Annotated in this window: 20 protein-coding genes; 11 read left to right on the top strand and 9 right to left on the bottom strand. The window is 56.3% G+C overall.

What is annotated here, in order from left to right; translation table 11 throughout:
• Positions 1–211: 211 nt before the first annotated feature.
• Positions 212–2,452, bottom strand: coding sequence for a primosomal protein N' (locus tag A0U92_RS05575; protein WP_077812366.1), 2,241 nt, complete (start codon positions 2,450–2,452; stop codon positions 212–214).
• Positions 2,453–2,512: 60 nt separating this feature from the next.
• Here A0U92_RS05575 and A0U92_RS05570 point away from each other — a divergent pair, with 60 nt between their 5' ends.
• The 4 genes from A0U92_RS05570 (at position 2,513) to A0U92_RS05555 (ending at position 6,645) form a co-directional block, all read left to right on the top strand.
• The gene (locus tag A0U92_RS05570) at positions 2,513–3,484 is read left to right on the top strand and encodes a tyrosine recombinase XerC (RefSeq protein WP_077812365.1); all 972 of its coding nucleotides are present in this window, start codon (positions 2,513–2,515) and stop codon (positions 3,482–3,484) included.
• The gene (pip, locus tag A0U92_RS05565; protein ID WP_077812364.1) at positions 3,484–4,443 is read left to right on the top strand and encodes a prolyl aminopeptidase; all 960 of its coding nucleotides are present in this window, start codon (positions 3,484–3,486) and stop codon (positions 4,441–4,443) included. Before A0U92_RS05570 ends, pip begins: the two co-directional genes overlap by 1 nt.
• 3 nt (positions 4,444–4,446) lie before the next feature.
• Positions 4,447–5,451: an aspartyl protease family protein gene (locus tag A0U92_RS05560; protein ID WP_236748285.1), complete on the top strand. Its 1,005-nt coding sequence runs from the start codon at positions 4,447–4,449 to the stop codon at positions 5,449–5,451.
• 120 nt (positions 5,452–5,571) lie between these two features.
• A complete protein-coding gene (locus tag A0U92_RS05555) occupies positions 5,572–6,645 on the top strand; it encodes an alkene reductase (protein WP_077814273.1) in 1,074 nt (357 codons plus the stop codon).
• Positions 6,646–6,756: 111 nt separating this feature from the next.
• Here the strand turns inward: A0U92_RS05555 and A0U92_RS05550 are convergent, their stop codons facing one another.
• The 7 genes from A0U92_RS05550 to fabI form a co-directional block, all read right to left on the bottom strand.
• Entirely contained in the window at positions 6,757–8,127 is a 1,371-nt protein-coding gene (locus tag A0U92_RS05550) for a DUF2142 domain-containing protein (protein WP_077812363.1), read from the bottom strand.
• 90 nt (positions 8,128–8,217) lie between these two features.
• Positions 8,218–9,630, bottom strand: coding sequence for a DUF2142 domain-containing protein (locus A0U92_RS05545; RefSeq protein ID WP_149026384.1), 1,413 nt, complete (start codon positions 9,628–9,630; stop codon positions 8,218–8,220).
• A gap of 46 nt (positions 9,631–9,676) precedes the next feature.
• The gene (locus tag A0U92_RS05540; RefSeq protein WP_077812361.1) at positions 9,677–10,627 is read right to left on the bottom strand and encodes a glycosyltransferase family 2 protein; all 951 of its coding nucleotides are present in this window, start codon (positions 10,625–10,627) and stop codon (positions 9,677–9,679) included.
• 147 nt (positions 10,628–10,774) lie between these two features.
• On the bottom strand, positions 10,775–11,797 hold the full coding sequence (locus A0U92_RS05535) for a zinc-binding alcohol dehydrogenase family protein (RefSeq protein ID WP_077812360.1): 1,023 nt from the start codon (positions 11,795–11,797) through the stop codon (positions 10,775–10,777).
• 89 nt (positions 11,798–11,886) lie between these two features.
• Complete coding sequence (locus A0U92_RS05530; RefSeq protein WP_077812359.1) at positions 11,887–13,551, bottom strand: NAD(P)/FAD-dependent oxidoreductase; 1,665 nt, start codon at positions 13,549–13,551, stop codon at positions 11,887–11,889.
• Positions 13,552–13,683: 132 nt separating this feature from the next.
• Entirely contained in the window at positions 13,684–14,760 is a 1,077-nt protein-coding gene (aroC, locus tag A0U92_RS05525; protein ID WP_077812358.1) for a chorismate synthase, read from the bottom strand.
• Positions 14,761–14,778: 18 nt separating this feature from the next.
• Entirely contained in the window at positions 14,779–15,615 is an 837-nt protein-coding gene (fabI, locus tag A0U92_RS05520) for an enoyl-ACP reductase FabI (RefSeq protein ID WP_077814272.1), read from the bottom strand.
• A gap of 125 nt (positions 15,616–15,740) precedes the next feature.
• Here fabI and pdxH point away from each other — a divergent pair, with 125 nt between their 5' ends.
• From pdxH to A0U92_RS05505, 3 genes are all read left to right on the top strand, one after another.
• Positions 15,741–16,379: a pyridoxamine 5'-phosphate oxidase gene (gene pdxH / locus A0U92_RS05515; protein ID WP_077812357.1), complete on the top strand. Its 639-nt coding sequence runs from the start codon at positions 15,741–15,743 to the stop codon at positions 16,377–16,379.
• A gap of 28 nt (positions 16,380–16,407) precedes the next feature.
• A complete protein-coding gene (locus A0U92_RS05510) occupies positions 16,408–16,854 on the top strand; it encodes a GNAT family N-acetyltransferase (protein ID WP_077812356.1) in 447 nt (148 codons plus the stop codon).
• Between the two features lie 263 nt (positions 16,855–17,117).
• Complete coding sequence (locus A0U92_RS05505; protein ID WP_077812355.1) at positions 17,118–17,996, top strand: universal stress protein; 879 nt, start codon at positions 17,118–17,120, stop codon at positions 17,994–17,996.
• A 213-nt stretch (positions 17,997–18,209) separates the two neighbouring features.
• Here A0U92_RS05505 and A0U92_RS05500 read toward each other — a convergent pair whose 3' ends face one another.
• Positions 18,210–19,121 (bottom strand): LysR family transcriptional regulator, encoded by a 912-nt coding sequence (locus tag A0U92_RS05500; protein WP_077812354.1) that lies wholly within the window; start codon positions 19,119–19,121, stop codon positions 18,210–18,212.
• A gap of 107 nt (positions 19,122–19,228) precedes the next feature.
• Between A0U92_RS05500 and A0U92_RS05495 the strand changes: the two genes are divergently transcribed.
• The 4 genes from A0U92_RS05495 to A0U92_RS05475 all read left to right on the top strand — a co-directional run bounded on the left by A0U92_RS05495 (position 19,229) and on the right by A0U92_RS05475 (position 22,656).
• The gene (locus A0U92_RS05495) at positions 19,229–20,044 is read left to right on the top strand and encodes a DODA-type extradiol aromatic ring-opening family dioxygenase (protein ID WP_077814271.1); all 816 of its coding nucleotides are present in this window, start codon (positions 19,229–19,231) and stop codon (positions 20,042–20,044) included.
• A gap of 28 nt (positions 20,045–20,072) precedes the next feature.
• The gene (locus tag A0U92_RS05490; RefSeq protein WP_077812353.1) at positions 20,073–20,681 is read left to right on the top strand and encodes a YceI family protein; all 609 of its coding nucleotides are present in this window, start codon (positions 20,073–20,075) and stop codon (positions 20,679–20,681) included.
• A 342-nt stretch (positions 20,682–21,023) separates the two neighbouring features.
• Positions 21,024–21,802, top strand: a protein-coding gene (locus A0U92_RS17195) for an IS5 family transposase (RefSeq protein ID WP_222927851.1) whose coding sequence is annotated in 2 segments (ribosomal slippage) — positions 21,024–21,351 and positions 21,351–21,802 — 780 coding nt in all. Because the reading frame shifts where the segments join, the coding sequence is not laid out codon by codon here.
• A gap of 44 nt (positions 21,803–21,846) precedes the next feature.
• Entirely contained in the window at positions 21,847–22,656 is an 810-nt protein-coding gene (locus tag A0U92_RS05475) for an IS5 family transposase (protein WP_077812350.1), read from the top strand.
• Positions 22,657–22,662: the final 6 nt, after the last annotated feature.

Raw genomic sequence — 22,662 nt, 5'->3', positions numbered from 1 at the left:
TTGTGTCTATAGCCTCGGGATTTACCGTTATTTCAAGAAAGATATAGATTATGGTACATGTGATTTTTCAAATTTAGCTGAAAAACTTAGCTCTAAACTTTTCCCCTATCTCGCTTCTATAGGAGTAAACCAGACTATAAATTCGCGAAAACTTTAATAAATAATATTTTTAATTATTAAATTTTTTGACGGATGTGAGAATTATCATGCTTCACATAAACGAAATCGGGTCCACATCCACGTCCACACGCACCGCACTCGTCAACGTCACCTGACCCAGCCAGCGGCGCAGGATTGGCTGCACGGCGATATTCCGGTGCGTCCGCAGCAGCAACCGCCGCCGATGCCGACCGCGCAATACGGCAATCGGCGCAGGAACTGGACCGAGTACTTCGACCCCGTTGCCATGCGGCGCGGAAACACCGAGTTGCCGTGCGGCATTATCGGCGGCATCGGCGTTTTCCGAACTGACGATCAGCGCCGCCAGACGACCAAAAGGTGGCCAGAAGCCCGGTTTGCGCTGATCGGCCTCTTCCGCCATGAACGCGGCGAAGTCACCCGAAACCAATGCCTGCATGACCGGATGTTCCGGCGTAAAACTCTGGAGCAGCACCTCGCCCGGCGCTTCCGCACGTCCTGCGCGCCCGGCGACCTGATGCAGAAGCTGCATCGTCCGCTCCCCTGCCCTTAGATCCGCGCCACCAAGCCCAAGGTCGGCATCCACCACCCCCACAAGCGTCAGATGCGGAAAATGCCAGCCCTTGGCGACAATCTGCGTGCCAATGATGAGATCCACTTCCCGGCGAGAAATCCTGCCGACAGCCTCCGCCGTGGCGGCAGGGCCGCTGATCGTGTCGCTGGCCATCACCATGATCCGCGCATCGGGAAATTCGCTGCGGGCCTCTTCCGTTATCCGCTCGATCCCCGGACCGATGGCTGTCAGGCTGTCCTCTGCCCCGCATGTCGGACAGGCATGGGGAACAGGTTCGGTATGTTCACAGTAATGACAGGCCAGAACGCGCTTTTTCCGATGCTCGACCAGCCATGACGTGCAATGTGGGCACTCCATCCGATGGCCACAGGTCCGGCACAGCGTCAGCGGCGCATAACCACGACGGTTCAGGAACAGCATGGCCTGCTCGCCACGCCCGAGCCGTGCTTTTACTGCCTCCACCAGCACAGGTGAGAGAAACAGCCCTCGCGGTGGCGGATTTTCCCGCATGTCGATCAGATGCGTTTCCGGCATGGACGCACCACCATGCCGCGCTGTCAGAACCAGATGCCGATAGCGTCCGGTCTCGACATTGTTCAGTGTCTCAAGGCTTGGCGTTGCCGAAGCCAACACAATCGGAGCCTTCGCCAGTCGTGCCCGCACGACCGCCATGTCGCGGGCGTTGTAGGTGACGCCATCTTCCTGCTTGAAAACAGCCTCGTGTTCTTCATCAACAATCACAAGACCCAGATCGCGGAACGGCATGAACAGAGCCGATCGCGCACCAACAATAACCCTGGCCGAACCATCCTCGCAGGCCGCCCATGTCAGACGACGGGCCTTCTGACCGATCTCGGAATGCCAGACCGCCGGGCGCACACCGAACCGTCGGGCGAAACGGTCCATCCACTGGGCTGACAGAGCGATTTCGGGCAGCAGAACCAGCGCCTGCCGCCCCTGCGCCAGACATTCCGCCACCGCTTCCAGATAGATCTCGGTCTTGCCGGAGCCGGTCACGCCCTCGAGCAGGGTCGCGGAAAATACACGCTCCTCGACCCGCGCCCGCAACCCGGTAGCCGCAGTTGCCTGATCGCCCTCCAGAACGGGCGGATTATGAAAAGGATCTGGTTCCGCAAAAGGAGAGACCGGCCCCATCAGCATGCTTTTCAGAACGCCAGCATCCGCCAGACCACGCACGACCGACACACCGACACCAGCCTTCTCCGTCAGCTCCGCCATTGTCACCGGCGGAGCACCCTGCGGCAGGGCGTCCAGCACAGCGCGTCGGGCCGGTGTCATCCGCAACGACTCAGGCGGCTCTCCAACACGCACCCACCCCACAGCAGGCGCTGTCTGCTCGCCGCGCAGATGGGAACGCAGCGCCATTGCCAGCACCATGCCCGGCGGCGCAAGCGTATAGGCTGCGACCCAGTCGATAAACTGCCGGAGTTCTGCGGACAGCGGCGGCAGATCGAGACGTTCCTTGATCGGGCGCAGACGGGACGCAGCAATTTCAGGCGGCGGCGGCGGCGCGAGGTCGACGGGAAGCGCCGTCTCTTCCCAGACCACGCCGGTTTCCCGCCGTCCACCGAGCGGCACGACCACCACATCGCCGGGAGCGAGCGTGTCAGCCAGCGACTGCGGAACGGCATAATCCAGCGCACAGGGAAACGGCAGTGGCAGCAGGACAGACACGCGCTTTCGCGAAGGCAAAGGTTCCAGTAGGCTGCTCTGCACCATGATGGCTCTCTCTACCTTCTTCACGGCGTCCTGTCTCGCCCTCCTTCGGAGAAATGTGCTTTGAAGGCCCATGACGCCCTGCAAGAGTTTCTCGCGTGGATGACCGCCGAACGCGGTGCGTCACAGCACACCATCGACGCCTATCAGGGCGACCTGTCCCGTTTTCTCGGCTTTCTGACCACCCATCATGGCGAGGAACCCACGCTCGCCACCCTTGGCGCAGCCAGCCTTTCCGATCTGCGTGCCTGGCTGGCGCATGAGCAGACACAGGCACTGACGCCCCGCCCCGGCCAGCGTCCGACGACCCGCGACAAATCGGCGCGCACCCGTTCCCGCCGGGTCTCGGCGCTGCGTTCCTTCTTCCGCTTTCTCGCCCGGCATAAAGGCGTGGAAAACCCCGCGCCAAGCCTGCTCGCCACGCCGCGCACCAAAAAACCGCTGCCTCGTCCGCTTCCCGTCGCCGAGGCGCTGGAAGCTGGCGAAGGAATCGGCATGCTGGAAGTGAACAGCATGGCGCAGGAGCGGGACAAGGCGTTGTTTCTCCTGCTTTACGGTGGCGGCCTGCGGATTTCAGAAGGACTCGGCCTGAATGTCGGAGATTTTGACGAAGCCCTTTCGACCGGCGTGTTCCGCATCCGCGGCAAAGGCAACAAGGAGCGACTTGTGCCACTGCTCCCGCGCGTATCCGAAGCCCTGACACGCTGGCGAGGCTTTCACCCTTCACCATCCCGGAACGAACCACTGTTTCCCGGCGTGCGTGGCGGACGCCTGAACGCCGCCGTCGCACAGAAAGCCATGCGGCAATGGCGGAAAAGTGAAGGTCTGCCCGAGCACGCCACACCTCACGCGCTGCGCCACTCCTTCGCCACTCATATGATGGAAGGTGGCGCGGATCTTCGTGTGATTCAGGAGTTGCTTGGCCACGCCAGCCTGTCCACGACGCAACGCTATACCCTTGCCGATGAAGCCCTTCTGCTGGATGTCTGGCAGAAAGCCCACCCTCGCGCCTCGAAAACTGCCGGAGACCGATGATGACCGCCACCCGCACTCTTTATCCGCCCATCGAGCCCTACGCACACGGTCATCTCGATACGGGTGAAGGTCATCTGGTCTACTGGGAGCGGTGCGGAACGCCGGGCGGCCTGCCCGTCGTGTTCCTGCATGGCGGCCCCGGTGGTGGCTGCTCGCCGATGCAGCGCCGCATGTTCGACCCGGCACGTTATGACATCCTGCTGTTCGACCAGCGTGGGTGCGGGCGCTCGACGCCCCATGCTTCCCTTGAGAACAACACGACATGGCATCTGGTCGCCGATATCGAACGCCTGCGGGAGATGATCGGCGTCGAGCAATGGGTGGTTTTTGGCGGATCGTGGGGATCGACGCTGGCGCTGGCCTATGCGGAGACGCATCCTGATCGCGTGAAAGCATTGGCATTGCGCGGCATCTTCACACTGCGACGCGAAGAACTGCTCTGGTATTATCAGGGCGGCGGCGCATGGCTTTACCCGGACAAATGGGATGCATTTCTCGCTCCTATCCCCGAAGAGGAACGTGACGACCTCATGGCGGCCTATAACCGCCGCCTGACAGGTGATGATCCGGTCGAACGCGAAAAAGCAGCCATTGCATGGTCGGTCTGGGAGGGGTCCACTCTCACCCTGCTGCCCGATCCGAATATGGTGAAACAGCATGAAGACCCGGTCTACGCCCTCGCCTTCTCCCGCATCGAGAACCATTACTTCGTCAATGCAGGCTGGCTGGCGGAAGGCCAACTGATCCGCGATGTAGACCGTATCCGTCATATTCCGACAGTCATTGTGCAGGGCCGCTACGACATCGCCACCCCTGTGCGGACAGCATGGGATCTGCACAAGGCATGGCCGGAAGCGGATTTTCAACTGATCGACGACGCCGGGCACGCGCTGTCCGAACCGGGTATCCTGTCAGCGCTTATCCACGCCACGGATCGCTTTGCGGAGCATCTGGGTTAAAGCATGACGCGCCTCCACTCCCTTTTGACAGGCCTTGCTTTACAGGCGCTCGCAGTATCAACGGCTTGCGCTGCGCCCTGTCCACTGACACCGGTCATGGAAGCGCCTTTACGGAATGATCTGGGCTTTCTGTCCGCGCCCGTGACGGTCGCCGGGCGGACTGTCAGCTTCATTGTCGATACGGGTTCGGAAGGCAGTCTGATTTCGCCGTGGTTCGCGCGGTTCATGAAACTGCCGGAAGACCCGAACGCCTTGACTCATGTCAGCGGCACTGGCGGCTCGGCCGGCGTTGTGCCGAATGTCATCATTCCCAGCCTGCAAGTTGGCAGTTCAGGATTTGGACCGGTTTCCATGCCGCTCGGGTTTCTGCCCAGCCGCCCGAATATCACCCCTCCTGTTGAAGGTCTGCTTGGTGGCGACGTGCTGGCGCAGGACGTGCTGGAGATCGACGCGCCGCATGGTCGTGTCGCCATGTGGAACGCTCCCGGTCGCAAGACTGATGCCTGTTCTGTAGAGCCGCCTCCTCTACCCGGCGTCGCATGGCAAAGCCTTGACGCCGAGGAACGCGGTCATCGGATGGTTCTCCGCGTCAGACTGGATGGTCACGACCTGACGGCTCTTCTGGACAGCGGGGCACGATCCCGCATCCTCTCCCGCCGCGCCGCAGAAGCAATGGGACTGACAGAAGAACAGCTTGCCACAGATCCCGGAGGCACGACGGCGGGTGTGGACGGGAAAGAATCGGTCTACCGGTGGCACAAGTTTCACAGCCTGACGATTGGACAGGAAACCGAGTATAATCCGGTGCTGACCGTCTCTGCCGTATCCGAGCAATCCGTTGATATGCTGCTCGGCTCCGACTGGTTCGCAACCCGTCATGTCTGGATTTTTTACAGACACGGACGAATTTTCGTGAACAGTACGACAACCGGCAGGAAAGATGAAAAAGCAAAATCCCGCAGCGGTCCATCGGTGTCCGATAAAAAGGAAACGAAAAAGTTTCTATAATAATATATTGATTTATATGGAATAATTCAGGGATTCTTCAGGTCGAAGTTTAGTCACCCATTGCAATTGGTATCAGGCGTCCCACTTCATCCAGATAAAGTTTTGAAGAAAGAAGTCGTCATGCCCAGCCTGTTTGAACCGATCGAACTTGGAAGCATCCACGCCAGAAACAGAATTCTTATGGCGCCGCTGACACGTGCCCGAGGCACCCGCGAGAATGTGGCCACTCCCGTCATGGCCGAATATTACGCACAGCGGGCCGGGGCTGGTCTGATCATCTCGGAAGCAATCGGAATCAGTCGTGAAGGTCTTGGCTGGCCCTATGCGACGGGCCTGTGGTCTCAGGAGCAGGTGGAAGCCTGGAAGCCGATCACCGCCGCAATCCATGCAAAGGGCGGCAAGATCGTGGCCCAGATCTGGCACATGGGGCGTATGGTGCATTCCAGCGTGACCGGTCAGCAGCCTGTCTCGGCTTCAGCGACCACAGCCCCTGACCAGATCCATACTTACGACGGAAAGCAGGCTCCGGAAGAAGCGCGCGCCCTTACGAAAGAGGATATCACGCGTATTCTCAACGATTATGAAAATGCAGCCCGTAATGCTCTGGCAGCCGGTTTTGACGGTGTGCAGATTCATGCCGCCAATGGTTACCTGATCGACGAATTTCTCCGGAACGGCACCAATCATCGTTCAGACGAATATGGCGGGTCACCGGAAAACCGTATTCGCCTGCTGCGTGAAGTCACAGAACGCGTGATCGCCACCATTGGCGCGGACAAAACTTCCGTGCGTCTCTCGCCTAATGGCGACTCACAAGGTTGCATCGACAGTCATCCCGAGCAGGTTTTTGTCCCGGCGGCAAAACTGCTGAACGACCTGAATATCGCTTTCCTGGAACTGCGCGAGCCGGGTCCGAATGGCACATTCGGCAAAACCGATCAGCCAAAGCTGCATGGCCCGATCCGCGAGGTCTTCAAGAAGCCACTGGTTCTGAATCAGGACTACACACGGGATGAAGCGATCGAGACAGTCGCAACCGGTGTCGCGGACGCCATTGCATTTGGCCGGCCCTTTCTCGCCAACCCGGATCTGGTGCGTCGCCTGGAAGACAATCTGCCCCTGAACAAGGACGATATCCGCACCTGGTACTCGCAGGGACGCGAGGGTTATACGGATTACCCGCTCGCCAGGTGATGTGGACTTGGTCCATTTCTGGTTCGCCGGACTCCGCTTCGGCGAACCAGCCGTCGTAAGCCCGTCTTGAGGCCACTTTGATCCCGATCGTGAATGTGCCTGATAAAGTTCTTACCAGTACCTTACAAACAACACATTCATGATCGTCACCGCGTCCACAATCCAGTAAGCACAAAATGCGATAATCACCGTCTGATTCACAACAGGAGATGACGCTATAGGCTCTCCCTGTTTCAATTGTGGAAATACAAGCGCAAGGAATGGCGCTATAGGCAGGAAATAGCGGCCCTGCACACCATTCACGATCGGATCACCCACTTTGGTCCAGATAATATACAGTGCCAGAAAAACGGCCGCCGAAGCAGCCAGCGTACAAAAAAGCGTGGTGATCGTGACACCTCTCTCTTGAGCGACGACTTTACCTTTTTGGAAAGGGCAAGCTGAAAGAATCAAAGTGCAGAACACGAAAACAGAAGTGAAATAATAAAAAAGATGAGGCAGGGGTGCGTCCAGCCAACCAAGAACACCAATCCATTCTGTTAAATAAGTAAAAATATTATTTTTTATTGTATGAGCCAGCAGATCTGGAACAGACAGAAGATGTGTCATGACCCAGTGAACCTGCTCACCATCAGACACGCCCGCATCAGGAAGAAACTGTATCTTAACGGGCTTAATAGCAATTTTACTCCAGAACCCGACAGAAATTACACTTAAGATAACAGGCAATGGAGCCAGAAATTTATGTTTCCTGAACATAAACGCAACCGGAATCATTGAACACATGAGCAGCGGCGGTTTGCTGACAGCAAGCAGGGCAAAAAGGATACTCAGAAAAATCCAATTTCGTAGATTGATTTCGGTAAAACGATTAAAGCGTGTAAGAATGCCTGCCGCCAGAACCGTGAGTCCTATCAGGATGCCATCCTGCGAACAGGACCCGGCAAGGGTTATAGTCATCGGCATACTGGCAATAGCTGCCAGAAACAGAACGCCACGTCGGGCCAAAACTATTCCCGCCGCACAAAGTAAGACTGAAATAAATCCATTCATAATTCTGACTGCATAGCCTGTCTGAATTATCGTCATATGGGTATGCCGCGCTCCCCATATCGTCAAGGCAGCCGGTATATAAGTGAACGGAGCATAGATAACCGTATTAGGAAATCCGACGAAACAGAGTTCCTCATTCCAGGGCCTATCGGTAAATGTATTAGGCTTTCCCGGCTCAATTCTCTTCGAAGGCGGCCTCTCGAAATCCAGATATACCAAGTTGAAATTACAAGGCAAAAGCCCTCCGCTGGCGACTGGAGAAAGCCGACGCCCGACAACCTTTCCTTCGGCAAGAAAAGCAGCCCGTGCAAAATGGGGCATTTCATCTACGACCTGCCCCGGAGGAGTCAGCAGAATACTCACCAAAATCGATATTAAAGAAAATGCTATATATGCCAATGAAAACAAAGAAAAATGTTTATGACTCACCGTAAAACACCCATACGAAGATAGTAGTAAACACCGTCTCTTCCCAAGGAAAGCTCGTCACCTCCCCTCATAATAATTACAAATAAAATATCACATTACATAGTATCGATTTAAAACAGAGTACAATAAAATCACAGAGGAAATTACAATCCACATTGGAGAAAGCATAAGAACTGCATCTCGGCGATACTTTTTTAATATAGATCCATCATATCCCAAAACAAGGAAAGGAAGGAATGGCAGGAGAGGCAAGAAGTAACGCCCCTGCACACCAACCACGTAATCCTGCCCCACAGGAGTAAATGTTAGATACTCAAGAAAAAATATAAGCAAAACAGAAGAAATCAACGAAAAAGAAACACCAAAACGAAAAATTATATGAATATCTTTTTTAAAATTAAAATTCCCGATCATAAATAAAGAGAGACCAAGAACAGTCAAAGAAAAATTATAGAACCATGCAGGCATAACCGTATCAATCCAACCTACAACACCAATCATTTCCTTCCAGAAAGGCAAACCTTCCATACCCTGATGATCTGTAAAAGCGTGCTTGACCAATTCAGGCAACAGCCATGGACTAAAAATTAAATTATGTAACTGACGACCGGGAGAAGCCTGATTCCACATTGGAATCATAACGAAAAAATGAACGACCAGTGTCCACAAAGCCACGAAACTTACGGACAGGCAAAAACAAGCAGCAACGAACTTAACATTTGATAATTTTTTTGTGAAAAACGGAAGAAGAAAAAGCGGTGCATAAGCAGGACGCCCCAAAACACACAGTGACAAAAAACAATAAAAAAGAGCAATATTTTTATTTTCTTTGAGCTGAGAAGGAATAAAATTTAAAAATCGGGCAAGAAACACAAAAGAAAAAGCAGAAAAACAAATAATAAGTCCATCCTGACTAACAGAAGAAAAAAGAGAAATCGTCATCGGCAACGACAAAACAACAGCGATAAATATTGCAGCCCTCCCTGAAAATACAATAGCTAGAGAGGCCAGGCTGACACACACGATGGACATCATCATGCGACTGGCAATGAGCGCCCATTTGACATGATGGACACCCGACAGTCGCGCCATATCCAGCCCCACAACCGCTGGAAAATAAAGAAGTGGAGAATAAATCGCAGTATTGGAAAAAGATTGAAAACCTTTTCTTCCCATCAAAACAGAATTGCCATGCTCCACCATTGAACTGGTAACTTTTTTGTCGGCATGAAATCTTATAGACCCATAAATATCATCAAGTTCATTGATACCCAGATCAACCACCCCTCCGGATTGCGCCGGTTGCCCGGTTTTGAAGGCAATCATTTCTCCAGACGATATCTGGTAGACGCGGTTGAAATGATTGAATTCATCAGAATTTTCAAAAGGTGGCACTACTATCGCCAACAGCAGCGAAACCACCATGACAGAACACAGATAGAAAACACCAATCAGACGTGATGAAACATCACATTCATGAAAAGAATTAGAAATACTACTCAATTTAAAAAAAATCACCTCAATATCTCCAAGAAAAATGAACTTGAATTTATATAGATCTAATTTGCGAGAGATAAGCCAAACGCTTTACTTCCAGACGACCCACAGCCACACTATTCAGGATCAGACCACAAACCAGAGACAACGCGGCCAATATTTCACAGCCCATTGCCAGAACAGCAGTTGGCAACCGAGGAACAAATCCGGATCGCATATAATCCGCCACAACCGGCAAACCAAGAATTATACCCAGAGAAGACAGGAAAAAGGCTATAACGGTAAAGAACAACAGAGGGCGTTCCTGTTTGACCAATTGAATGATTGTGGTCAAAATCCGCATTCCGTCACTCCAGGTATTCAGTTTGGAGGTCGATCCCTCTGGCCGCTCAATGTAACGTGTCGGCACTTCACCGATCGGCATGCACAACTGAAGCGCATGGACTGTAAATTCCGTCTCTGTTTCAAAGCCCGAAGACGCAGCTGGAAAAGATTTTACAAAACGACGTGAAAACACACGATAACCCGACAGCATGTCGTCTGTAGCGCGTCCGAAAAAATTCTGAACCAGAGAGGTAAGAATCTTATTTCCCAGAACATGGCCGGGACGGTATGCCGCCTTGCGATCCGTAACCCTCAATCCTGTTACCATATCGAGAAAATTATCTATTGATTCCTGCAACATCCGGGGTGCAGCAGCAGCCTCATACGTCGCATCCCCATCAACCAGCACATAGTAGTCCGCTTCAATATCAGCAAACATACGGCGGATTACGTTGCCTTTTCCCTGCAGGAGCTCCTGTCGAACAACAGCTCCCGCAGCTCGTGCGACTTCCTGTGTTTTGTCACGGGAATTGTTATCGTAAACATAGACCGTAGCAAAAGGGAGCGCAGCCCGAAAATCACGCACCACCGTACCAACCGTTACTTCTTCATTGTAACACGGCACCAGAACAGCAATACGAGGAGACGGCTCAATCGACATCTTATCTATTTCCATCATTGAACAGTCTCTTAACCATATCGCAGAAAGTGAATAACGCCGCTCCTATAGCAAAACAGTGTTTTTGCAAAGATTACTGCCTTGACGAGACGCACATGAAACGGACTGTCTTCCTCCCCTCAAAGCAGGGGAAAAAGACCGAGGCGCTTACTCCCCAAAACCCTCCAGCACGATCTTGCCCCTCGCCGTCCCGCTCTCCAGCAGAGCATGCGCACGCCGAAGATTGGCGGCATTGATCGGCCCAGCCACGTCGCTCAAGGTCGTCTTGAGCACACCCGCATCCACAAGATTGGACACTTCTTCCAGAATTTCCGCCTGACGGATCATGTCCGCCGTCTGGAAAGTGGAACGTGTGAACATCAGTTCCCAATGGGTCGAAACGCTTTTGGCCTTGAACGGCATGATATCGAGAGAGGAAGGGTCATCAATAAGTCCGAACCGGCCCTGAGGCGCGATCAGCTTCACGACATCCGTAAAATGCTTATCGGTCTGGGTGATCGAAAAGACATAGCCCGGACCGCCCAGTAGTCCCAGCGCCTCGGTCTGGGGTGCAAGCGGTCTGCTGTGGTCGAGCACATACTCCGCGCCCAGTGATTTTGCCCAGTCAGCCGTTTCCGGACGCGAGGCCGTGCCAATGACAGTCACGTTCCCCGGACGACGGGCCAACTGGACCGCCATGGACCCTACTCCACCGCCTGCGCCAATAATGAGAAGCGCCTGAGGCACACCTGGAATGGGCCGTGTGATATCGAGCCGGTCGAACAGCATTTCCCACGCCGTCACTGCGGTCAGAGGCATGGCCGCCGCCTCGACCCAGCTCAGCGAGCGAGGTTTCTTGCCTGCAATCCGCTCATCCACAAGATGCAACTGGCTGTTGCAACCCGGTCGCGTGACCGCACCGGCATACCAGACCTCGTCACCGGGACGGAAACGCTTCACCTCAGGGCCGACAGCCCGCACGATACCGGCAGCATCCCAACCCAGCACTTTCCACTCACCCGGAGGAGGTTCTGCCCGCATCCGCACCTTGGTATCGATCGGATTGACTGAAACCGCCTTCACTTCGACCAGAATATCGTGACCCGTGGCCACAGGATCCGGAAGCTCGATGTCAACGAGAGCGTTCTCGTCTGTCACTGGCAGTGATTTCTGATAACCAACGGCGCGCATGGGTGGCTCCTTTTCCGCCGGTTATGATACCGGCCGACTTTTCGTCACAACAGCCCAAACCCGCCCACTCCGCAAGTCCGGCCACACACTCAGACCAGACTGTCGGATTTCCCGCGCAGCAACCCGTTGGCCTGACGTCCGGCCAGCGCCAGCGCCACGGCTTCTGCGATACGGATACCGTCCATCGCCGCCGACATGATGCCGCCGGCATAGCCCGCCCCTTCGCCTGCCGGGAAAAGTCCGGGTGTATTGAGGCTCTCACCATCATCCTTGCGCGGGATCTGAAGAGGCGAAGACGTACGGGTCTCAACACCGGTCATCACCGCATCGCCGAGAGCAAAACTCGACAGCTTGCGAGCAAAGAGGGGCAGCGCCTCACGGATCGCGGCACAGACAAAATCGGGCAGACAACGATCAAGACTCGTGGGGGTCACGCCGGGACGATAGGACGGCGTGACTTCTCCCAGATGGGTTGAGGGCCGTTCCGCCAGAAAATCCTCAACACGCTGCGCTGGAGCCCTGTAATCGCCACCGCCTGCGACAAACGCCTGACTTTCCCAATGCCGCTGGAACGCCACGCCCGCCAAAGGATCGTCGGGGTAATCCACACCCGGCTTCAGCTCGACCACGATCCCGGCATTGGCGTTCCGCTCGGCGCGGGAATACTGGCTCATTCCGTTGGTGACGACGCGCTCCGGTTCGGACGTCGCTGCAACAACGGTGCCACCCGGACACATGCAGAAGGAATAAACCCCTCGCCCGTCTTTCGTGCGATGAACCAGCTTGTAATCCGCGGCACCCAGTATCTCCGACCCGGCCTGCGGACCGAACTGGTCAGCATCGATCAGGGACTGGGGATGCTCGATGCGAACGCCAATGGAGAACGGCTTGGCTTCCATCGCCACGCCTTCCGCGTGGAGCATCTCGAACGTGTCACGGGCGCTGTGTCCGACCGCCAGAATGACGTGGCGGGTCAGGATTTCCTCGCCGTCCGACAGACGGACGCCGCGCACCTGTCTTTTTTCATCGAGAAGCAGTAGCTCAACCCGCGTGTGGAACCGGTATGTTCCCCCAGCCGCTTCGATCTCCTTACGCATATGCTCGACCATCGAAACCAGTCGGAACGTGCCGATATGCGGTTTTGACAGATAGAGAATTTCTTCCGGCGCTCCGGCGCGGACGAACTCCTCCAGCACCTTGCGACCCAGATGACGGGCGTCATTCACGCGGGTATAAAGCTTGCCGTCCGAGAAGGTGCCGGCTCCGCCCTCGCCAAACTGGACATTGCTTTCCGGCGTCAGTTCCGATTTCCGCCAGAGAGCGAATGTGTCGACTGTCCGCTCGCGCACAGGCTTGCCACGTTCAAGAATGATTGGCTTCAGTCCCATCTGCGCAAGGATAAGCGCCGCCATCAGACCGCAGGGACCGGCACCCACGACGACAGGGCGCTGGAAATCCGGTTTAGCCAGCAGAGCCGGAACGTCCACATCCACCGGTTCATAGCGCGTCTCCGGTGTGATCCTGATCTGTGGGTCATCGCTGTGCTTGCTCAGGACTGCCGCTTCATCCGGAAGAACGCAGTCAACCGAGTAAACCAGAGCGATGCGCCCCCTTTTCCGGGCATCATACCCACGCCGGACAACAGAAAACTGACCAATCTCAGCCCTGCTTACCCCGAGACGCCGGGCCACCGCTTCCGGCAGGGCTTCCGGAGCATGCTCCAGCGGCAGACGGATTTCGCTGACTCGGATCATGAGACCAGTTCCTGTGAGACGAAGAGAGAAAAGGCGTCGCCTTGAAGATTGACAGGCGATTTGCAAAGGGAGGCTTTGGTTACAGTGCTTTCGGGCCATATGGCCCGAACTTGCAGCATCAGAAACGGAGCGTCAGAAACGTCCCACCTGCCCACGATGTCGTAACAGGTGATCCGCCAGAACGCAGGCGAGCATCGCCTCACCCACTGGCACCGCGCGGATACCGACGCAGGGATCATGCCGTCCTTTGGTGATGACATCGACATTTTCACCAGAACGATTGACCGAGTTCACCGGAATCAGCATGGAACTGGTCGGTTTGACAGCGAAGCGTGCGACGATCGGCTGTCCGGTGGAGATACCGCCGAGAATACCGCCCGCATGGTTGCTCTGGAACGCGACTTCTCCGTCCTGCATCCGCATGGCGTCCGCATTGTCCGGACCTTCATAGGCGGCGGTCTCAAAACCATCACCTATTTCGACAGCCTTGACGGCGTTGATGCTCATCAGGGCGGCGGCCAGATCAGCATCCAGCTTGCCATAGAGCGGTGCGCCGAGACCAGCCGGGACGCCCTCAGCAACCACTTCGACAATCGCGCCAACAGAAGAACCTGCCTTCCGGATGCCACCCAGATACTCTTCCCAGACAGGAACGCTTTCCGCATCCGGACAGAAGAACGGGTTCTGATCGATTTCGTTCCAGTCCCAGCGACTGCGGTCGATGGCATGTTTGCCGATCTGCACCAGAGCGCCACGGATACGGACATTTTCTCCGAGCACATGGCGCGCAATGGCGCCCGCAGCCACCCGCATCGCCGTTTCACGGGCGGAGGAGCGACCGCCGCCCCGGTAATCGCGGATACCGTATTTGGTCTGGTAGGCAAGATCCGCATGACCGGGCCGGAAGGTCTGGGCAATGTCGCCATAGTCTTTGGAGCGCTGGTCGGTGTTTTCAATCACCAGCGAAATCGGCGTGCCGGTAGTTTTACCCTCGAACACACCCGAGCAGATTTTTACCTGATCCGGCTCGCGGCGCTGGGTCGTAAAGGAGGACTGACCCGGACGGCGCTTGTCGAGAAACGGCTGGATGTCCTCTTCGGTCAGACCCAGCAGCGGCGGGCAGCCATCCACCACGCACCCGATCGACGGCCCGTGGCTCTCGCCCCAGGTCGTGACGCGGAACATATGCCCGAACGTGTTGTAGGACATCCCTGACCGCTCCCGCTCTTACTCGCCGGCAACCGAAATATCGGGAGCCTTCGGGTTCTTCATGCCGACAATATGGTAGCCGCTATCCACATGATGCACCTCGCCGGTCACACCACGGGACAGGTCGGACAGCATATAGAGACCAGCGCCACCGACTTCTTCCAGCGCCACATTACGCTCAAGCGGAGCGTTGTACTCGTTCCATTTGAGAATATAGCGGAAGTCGCCGATGCCGCTGGCGGCCAGCGTCTTGATCGGACCGGCGGAAATCGCATTCACCCGGATACCGTCCGTTCCGAGATCGGCAGCCATATAGCGCACGGAAGCCTCAAGGGCAGCCTTGGCGACACCCATGACATTATAATGCGGCATGACGCGCTCCGCCCCGAGATAGGTCAGGGTCAGCAGTGAGCCACCGTCTTTCATCAGGGCTGCTGCACGACGGGCGACGGCAGTGAAGGAATAACAGGAAATATCCAGAGCCGTGAGAAAGGCTTCACGGGGCGTATCGACATAACGGCCACGCAGATACTGCTTGTCCGCCCAGCCAATAGCGTGGACGACGAAGTCCAGACCGCCCCACTCTTTTTCAATTGCCGAGAACGTCTCGTCGATCGCGGCGTCATCGGAAACGTCGCATGGCAGAACAAGTTTGGAACCGATACTGTCGGCAAGAGGACGAACGCGCTTGCCCAGCGCCTCGCCCTGATAGGTGAAGGCCACTTCACCGCCCTGTGCCGCAACAGCTTTCGCTATGGCCCAGGCGATGGAGCGATCATTCGCCACGCCCATTACAAGGCCCCTCTTTCCGCGCATCAGAGTGCCGGTAGCCGGTGCAAGGGTGTCCTCAGTCATAACAAAAACCTCGACTGCTGGAGTGATGACAAGATGGCACGGGTCGTTGCACAACAAGCGTGCGGGAACAAGCCCGGACAGAACAAGAATCCTTTCCACTCGTGACAGAGAAACGGAGAACGCTCATGAGCCACCCCGAGAGCATCCCGCAGCAGGATACTGAAAAACAGCCGTTGATCGATCTCTCCGCCGATCCGTTCGATCTTTTCACCGCATGGATGAAGGATGCGGAAGCATCCGAACCCAACGACCCGAACGCAATGACGCTCGCCACCGTCTCACCGGAAGGACGCCCTTCCGCCCGTATCATCCTGCTCAAGGGAGCGGATCGGAGGGGGTTCTGTTTCTACACCAACCTCGAGAGCCGCAAGGGACGTGAACTGACCGCCACGCCGGTCGCCGCCCTGCTGTTCCACTGGAAAAGCCTGCGCCGTCAGATCCGCATCGAGGGAACCGTCACTCCTGTCACAACGGAGGAGGCCGACGCCTATTTCGCCACACGCCGACGCCTCTCGCAGATCGGCGCCATCGCCTCCGATCAGTCCCGTCCCCTGCCCGACCGCGCCACGTTCGAGAAACGTATCCATGAGACGGAAGAGAAATATGCCGGACAGGAGGTTCCTCGCCCAGCCAACTGGTCAGGCTTCCGTCTGTTGCCAGATCGTTTCGAGTTCTGGCAGGACCGCCCTTATCGGCTGCATGACCGGGCTATCTGGGTTCGTCATGGCATGGACGGGTGGGACGTGACGAGACTGTATCCGTAACCCCGTTCCCGACCCTGGAGCCTTTCCAATGAATACCCCCCTTGTCATCAGAGACGCTGAAGCCTCCGATGAAATCGCATGGTACCGGTTATGGGCAGGCTATAACCGGTTTTACGAAGCGACCGTTCCCCCGGAAGTGACCCGGCGCACATGGGAGCGGCTTCTTGACACGGGCAACCCTCTCTTCTGCCGCATCGCTGAAAAATCGGGTGAAACCATAGGCTTCACCAATAGTGTTCTGCATGAAGGTACGTGGGTCATGAAACCGATCTGCTATCTGGAAGATCTGTTTGTCACACCCGAAGCCCGCGGAAGCGGTGTGGGTCGCGCCCTGATCACGGATCTTGTCGATCTGGGTCGAAAACAGGGCTGGTCCCGGCTTTACTGGCACACGCGTGAGAACAATCCCGCCCGCAAACTCTATGACGAGTTCGTCAAAGCGGACGATTTTGTTCGTTACCGGATGGATCTGTAGGGCGTGTTGCCGCACCTATACGGCCAGTTCCAGCGCGTTTCTCCACCATACACACCAAGGAAACGTCTGTTTTTTATTACGCCCCGAAGCATTGGCGGTCGTCGCCTGCATGATTTTGTCAGCAGAAACGCACAAGAGGCGAACAATCCTCCTGTTTCTGTTTCTTTTTCATCACATAACGAACAGCTCTGTAACTCTGCACCACTCCGTGCGTTTATCCTGTAACGTCAAGATTTTCGGTCCATCAGACACAGGAGCGCATCATGAAGCAGGTCAGTAAAATCCTCCTCCCGCTCAGCAGTGCGCGGAACGCCGAGGCCGCCTTTGTCTCCGGCGCGAACTTCGCCCGTCGCTTTTCAGCGCATCTTGCCGTTCTTCACGTCCGCTCTGACGGACGCGATATTGCGCCTCTGGCGGGCGAAGGACTGACCGGCGGCATGGTCGAGGAACTCATCGCTTCCGCCGAAAAGGAAGGGGGAAAGCGGTCCCGTGAAGTGCAGCACGCCTTCGAGGATTTCGCCAGCCGGACACCCGACATCGAGGCCGTCCCGCCCCGCATTCCGTTTCCGCAGGGACGACCGAGCATGAGTTTCAATGTCATCAAGGGAGCCGAAAGCGAAGTCGTTCCCTGGCATGCCCGCCTCTCCGATTTCACACTGGTGCCGCACCCGGACAGTGGAGACGAAGTTTCCTCCTCTGAAGCCCTGCATGCCGTGCTTTTCGACAGCGGACGTCCTGTCGTCATCGCGCCGCGGATACCGTTGCCTCACTTTGTGAAACGGGTGTGCATCGCCTGGAATGGAACGGCTGAAGCCGCGTCGGCTCTGCGCGGTGTCCTCGCATGGGCCAGCACTTCTGAGAGAGTACGTGTTCTTCACTGCGAGGATTATCAGCGCCGCGGTCCGGATGCGCGGGAAGTCGTGGATTATCTCTCCATGCATGGCATTGCTGCTGACAGACAGGAGTTTCAGGCCATCGACCGCGATATCGGAAAAGGTCTTCTGGGAGCCTGTCAGGATTTCGGCGCCGACATGCTGGCGATGGGCGCCTACTCCCATTCCCGGCTGCGTCAGCTTATTCTCGGCGGCGTGACACGCCACGTTCTGGAAAACAACACGCAGCTTGTTCTGATGAGCCGCTGACTTCTGGGGATTACGTCCTTTGCAAACAGGGGATGAAGAGAGATTTCATCCTTCATCCCACCTGTTTTAACTAACCGGGATCAAGGGGACTTTGTCCGGTAGGGGTACAGTGCTGGGAGATCCCTGGATTTACAAAACCTGATCTTTCAACTCCTGCGCTTCATGCAACCAAGAAGATCCTTTTGTCAGTTTCACGCAGAACAATGGCTTTTTTTAAAGCTCCCAAGGGGGCCTCTCGCCAAAACACTCCACCAGATAATCAATCATCACGCGGGTCTTGAGCGGCACCGTTAAACCCGGCGCATAAACCGCCTGCAGTTCCGGTCCCTCCAGAAGAGGCATTCCCAGATCAAGAACTTTCAGATCACCCCGTCGAACCGCCTCGGCCACAATGAACAGGGGCTGGTAGATAATGCCCATTCCGGCCAGAGCCGCCTGTGTCAGCACGTCGCCGTTGTTTGCGCTCAACGGCCCGGATACTGGAACCGTCACCTCGCCATCCCTGCCGAAACTCCACCGCCCGACCCCCACAGCTTCACTCAGCGTGTAACCAAGGCACATGTGGGTTTCCAGTTCGGCCACTGTTTTCGGCGCACCATACCGGTTGAGATAAGACGGCGCCGCGCACACGACATAGCGAATGGAGGCCAGCTTTCTCGCCTTCAGACTGCTCGCTTCCATCCGCCGGATTCTCAGTGTCAGATCCCAGCCTTGCGCAATCAGATCCACCAGACCGTCATCCAGACCCAGTTCCACCGAAACCTTGGGATAACGCCGGCTGAATGCTGGCAGAACCGGTCCAAGATACCGGATGGCGAAAGACACCGGTGCGTTCAGACGCAACCTCCCGCGTGGTTCACGCCCTTCGGCAGCGACCTCATGTTCCATTTCATCGAGATCGCCCAGAACCCTCTGACATCCCGCAAGATAGCGCTGCCCGGCCTCAGTCAGCGACAGACGACGCGTGCTGCGTTGAAACAGCGTCACACCCAGACGCTCTTCCAGCGCAACGATATGTCGCGTCACCATGGTCTGGGAGAGAGACAGGGTGCGCGCCGCTGCTGCAAAACTGCCCTGCGAAACCACGCGCACAAAGACCTGCATGCTTGTCACACGATCCAGCATCTTATCTCACACTCACAGTTCCAGATATCTTGCCTGAAACCGGCATTATCACAACCTGGGTTGGATGCCATTGTTCCATGCCGCACAAGGCCGAAGGGAAAAGCCTGATGACTGACGCAGCCGCCACGGACCATGAACGCCAGCCTGTTCTGTTTCTGCCCCACGGTGGGGGACCATGCTTTTTCATGGACTGGGCGGGGTGGGACAAAATGGAAGCCTATCTCCGGGGTGTAGCCGCTACGTTGCCACGCAAACCCTCTGCTATTCTCGTGGTGTCAGGTCACTGGGAAACCCGCGAGCCGACAGTCACGACGGCAGAGAACCACTCTTTGCTGTATGACTATTATGGATTTCCCGATCATACTTACCACCTGAAATATCCCGCACCCGGCTCGCCTGCTCTTGCTGCCCGTGTACGCTCGCTGCTCACACTGGCTGGCATCCGGAGCGCCGAGGATGACAGTCGCGGACTGGACCACGGCGTCTTCATTCCCTTCATGCTTGCGTTCCCCGACGCAGATATTCCCGTTGTGGAACTGTCTCTGCATGAAGACATGAATGCCGCCGAAGAACTCCGTGTCGGTCATGCGCTCGCCCCTTTACGGGACGAGAACGTGCTGATTGTCGCAACGGGCATGAGCTACCACAATCTCCGACAGTTCATGACGGGTGATCCCGCCACGGACGCCATGGCGCGCTTGTTCGACAGATGGCTGTCGCAGACGGTGGAAGCCTCTCCCGCCGACCGGCATCAGGCATTGACCAATTGGGAACATGCTCCGGGCGCACGGATATGCCATCCTCGCGAAGAACATCTTCTTCCCCTCATGATCGCTGCCGGCGCTGCCGGTCAGGATCGTGGCGTTCGCACATACAGCGACGTCGTGATGGGAAAAGCCCTTTCGGGTTTCCGTTTCGGATAACCTCTATTTTCAGACAAGGACAAGGTTAATGAAGAAAAGAACACTCCTCACGTCCTCTCTCGCCGCTTTCGGCCTGATCGCCGCGCTGGGAACCGCCAGTGCCGCACCTCTGCCCGCAGACATCAAGGCGGGCCAGTATGTGATTGAGCCGGGACATACACAGGTCGTTTTCTCCCTGCTGCACTTCGGTTTCACCAATTATAGCGGCCTGTTTTCTGATGCGTCCGGCACGCTGAAATTCAATCCGAAGCACCTCGACAAAACGAAGCTTGATGTCGCGCTGAAAATCGACAGCGTTCAGACAACAAGCAGTCGCCTCACCGATGAGCTGAAAGCATCCGACTGGTTTGATGCAGCCCGGTTTCCGACAGCAACCTTCGTTTCCAGCAGCGTCACTCAAACGGGTGAAGGCGAAGCGGATATCGCCGGAAGCCTGACCCTGCACGGCATCACCAAGCCAGCGACACTCCACGCGCACTTTATCGGCGCTGGCGTCAACCCAATGGATAAAGCATATACAATCGGTTTTGAAGGCACGACCACAGTGAAGCGCAGTGAATTCGGTGTCAGTAAATACGTGCCCATGGTGGGTGACGATGTGACCCTGACCATCGCAGGCGCATTCGAGAAAAAGTAAGTTTCCGGTCAGTTCGCCACTGGAGAGCCGGGCGCAAGATGCCCGGCTTTTTTATTGTCTTCAGGAGAGGCACAAGGTCGATTTGAGAGGTTCAGGAGTCTTCGTCCTGAGGCACCCTACACAGAACAATATCTCTCCCTGCCTCCCGCCTCACAAGCAATAGAGGGAAGAACCATACTTCTCCCACCTATTTGAAAATATGGGATCTGCTCGTAAAAACAATAAACCAGAGCATTTCCACCGAACCGGTTTTCGATGGAAATGCTCTAGGTTCTGTTGACAAAAGGTCTATACAGGCTGGCTTGGACGTGGTTCAACGCTGGTCTTTACGGAGACCTGTGGATGCGTGGCGACCTGACGGACGAGGAATGGGCGATCATTGGCGACCTGCTGCCGCCTGAACGTGGTCGCTGGTCACGGCCGGCGCAGGATAATCGCCTGTTTCTCAATGGAATGCTTTATGTCCTGCGTGTTGGTTGTCCGTGGCGGGACATGCATGAGCGCTACGGAAAATGGAACTCGGTGTATGTGCGGTTCCGTCGATGGGCTGAGCAGGGTGTCTGGGACGCTCTTCTGGAAACGCTGGTCGAACTTGGTCTGACCGATGACTGGCAGCACATGATCGACAGCACGGTCGTTCGGGCTCACAGCCAGGCGGCTGGCGCAAAAGGGGGACGCATAAGGAAGGCTTTGGTCGAAGCCGCGGCGGCTTTACGAGCAAGATCCACGCCCGTGCTGACGGTCAGGGGCGCCCTCTTGGCTTTGAACTGACGGGCGGTGAAATTTCTGACTACTGCGGCGCTGACGCCCTGATGGGCCTACCGGTGGTGACACCGCGCCGACTTCTGGCCGACAAGGTGTATGATAGTGACAGGATACGGGAGACCCTGCTTTTTCGAGGTATTCTTCCTGTTATCCCGCCGCGTTCAAACCGCACAGAGGATATCCCCTGCGACTTCCGTCGTTATCGGGATCGCAACCGTATCGAGCGGATGTTCAACAAGCTGAAGCAGTTCCGACGTATCGCCACACGCTATGACAAGACAAGAAAATCGTTCCTCGCCTTTCTTAACCTCGCAGCCGTAAAATTGTGGCTACCGTCTTTTGTCAACAGAACCTAGAGGGTGTTATGTACTTTCGCGCGTGATTGTTTCAGTAATGCTGAATGAAGCAAGCTCGCAAGCCGTATCCCTCTGACGTGTCAGACGAAGAATGGTCGTTGGTTGTTCCGTATCTGGTTCTGATGCGAGAGGACGCGGAACAGCGGCGGCATGATCTGCGCGAACTGTTCAACGGGTTGCGCTACGTGATCCGCTACGGGATCGCCTGGCGCGCCATGCCGAACGATCTGCCGCCCTGGTCGGCGGTCTATCAGCAATCCCGTCGCTGGATGGAGGCAGGCTGCTTCGAAGCGCTGGCGTCTGACCTGCGTGCTGTGCTGCGCATGGCCTCAGGCCGCAAGGCGGAACCCACGGCGGCTATTCTTGACAGCCGAACCTTGCGTTCGACGCCGGAGAGCGGGGCACGCGCCGGATATGATGGGGCCAAACGCAAAAAGGGCTCGAAACTGCATATGGCCGTGGACACGTTTGGCCATCTGCTGGCCCTGCACGTCACGCCAGCCAATCGGGACGATCGCGCCGAGGTCGGACGCCTCGCTGCCGCCATTCAGGAAGTGACGGACGAAAGCGTCGAACTGGCCTATGTCGATCAGGGATATACGGGTGAGAGGCCGGCAGAGGCAGCGCGGGCTCACGGTATCGCCCTTGAGGTCGTCAAATTGCCCGAGGCCAAGCGCGGTTTTGTTCTGCTACCTCGTCGCTGGGTCGTCGAAAGATCTTTCGCATGGGCCACGCGATGCCGTAGGCTCGTCAAGGATTACGAGCGCTATGCCTCAACACTCGCAAGTCTCCATGTCGTCGCTTTCGCATGCTTCATGCTCAGAAACGCCGCTATACTCGCTCAAGGTGCATAACACCTT

It is taken from the genome of Acetobacter aceti (assembly GCF_002005445.1).
Taxonomy (GTDB): Bacteria; Pseudomonadota; Alphaproteobacteria; order Acetobacterales; family Acetobacteraceae; genus Acetobacter; species Acetobacter aceti_B.
The sequence above is the reverse complement of the archived record's forward strand: the minus strand, read 5'-3'. Positions and strand labels throughout refer to the sequence as shown.

Excerpts from the sequence above, each read along its gene's own strand:
- A0U92_RS05575 (WP_077812366.1), bottom strand. The coding sequence starts at position 2,452 with ATGGTGCAGAGCAGCCTACTGGAACCTTTGCCTTCGCGAAAGCGCGTG.
- pip (WP_077812364.1), top strand. The coding sequence starts at position 3,484 with ATGACCGCCACCCGCACTCTTTATCCGCCCATCGAGCCCTACGCACAC.
- A0U92_RS05560 (WP_236748285.1), top strand. The coding sequence starts at position 4,447 with ATGACGCGCCTCCACTCCCTTTTGACAGGCCTTGCTTTACAGGCGCTC.
- A0U92_RS05555 (WP_077814273.1), top strand. The coding sequence starts at position 5,572 with ATGCCCAGCCTGTTTGAACCGATCGAACTTGGAAGCATCCACGCCAGA.
- A0U92_RS05540 (WP_077812361.1), bottom strand. The coding sequence starts at position 10,627 with ATGATGGAAATAGATAAGATGTCGATTGAGCCGTCTCCTCGTATTGCT.
- A0U92_RS05535 (WP_077812360.1), bottom strand. The coding sequence starts at position 11,797 with ATGCGCGCCGTTGGTTATCAGAAATCACTGCCAGTGACAGACGAGAAC.
- A0U92_RS05530 (WP_077812359.1), bottom strand. The coding sequence starts at position 13,551 with ATGATCCGAGTCAGCGAAATCCGTCTGCCGCTGGAGCATGCTCCGGAA.
- aroC (WP_077812358.1), bottom strand. The coding sequence starts at position 14,760 with ATGTCCTACAACACGTTCGGGCATATGTTCCGCGTCACGACCTGGGGC.
- fabI (WP_077814272.1), bottom strand. The coding sequence starts at position 15,615 with ATGACTGAGGACACCCTTGCACCGGCTACCGGCACTCTGATGCGCGGA.
- pdxH (WP_077812357.1), top strand. The coding sequence starts at position 15,741 with ATGAGCCACCCCGAGAGCATCCCGCAGCAGGATACTGAAAAACAGCCG.
- A0U92_RS05510 (WP_077812356.1), top strand. The coding sequence starts at position 16,408 with ATGAATACCCCCCTTGTCATCAGAGACGCTGAAGCCTCCGATGAAATC.
- A0U92_RS05505 (WP_077812355.1), top strand. The coding sequence starts at position 17,118 with ATGAAGCAGGTCAGTAAAATCCTCCTCCCGCTCAGCAGTGCGCGGAAC.
- A0U92_RS05500 (WP_077812354.1), bottom strand. The coding sequence starts at position 19,121 with ATGCTGGATCGTGTGACAAGCATGCAGGTCTTTGTGCGCGTGGTTTCG.
- A0U92_RS05495 (WP_077814271.1), top strand. The coding sequence starts at position 19,229 with ATGACTGACGCAGCCGCCACGGACCATGAACGCCAGCCTGTTCTGTTT.
- A0U92_RS05490 (WP_077812353.1), top strand. The coding sequence starts at position 20,073 with ATGAAGAAAAGAACACTCCTCACGTCCTCTCTCGCCGCTTTCGGCCTG.
- A0U92_RS05475 (WP_077812350.1), top strand. The coding sequence starts at position 21,847 with ATGAAGCAAGCTCGCAAGCCGTATCCCTCTGACGTGTCAGACGAAGAA.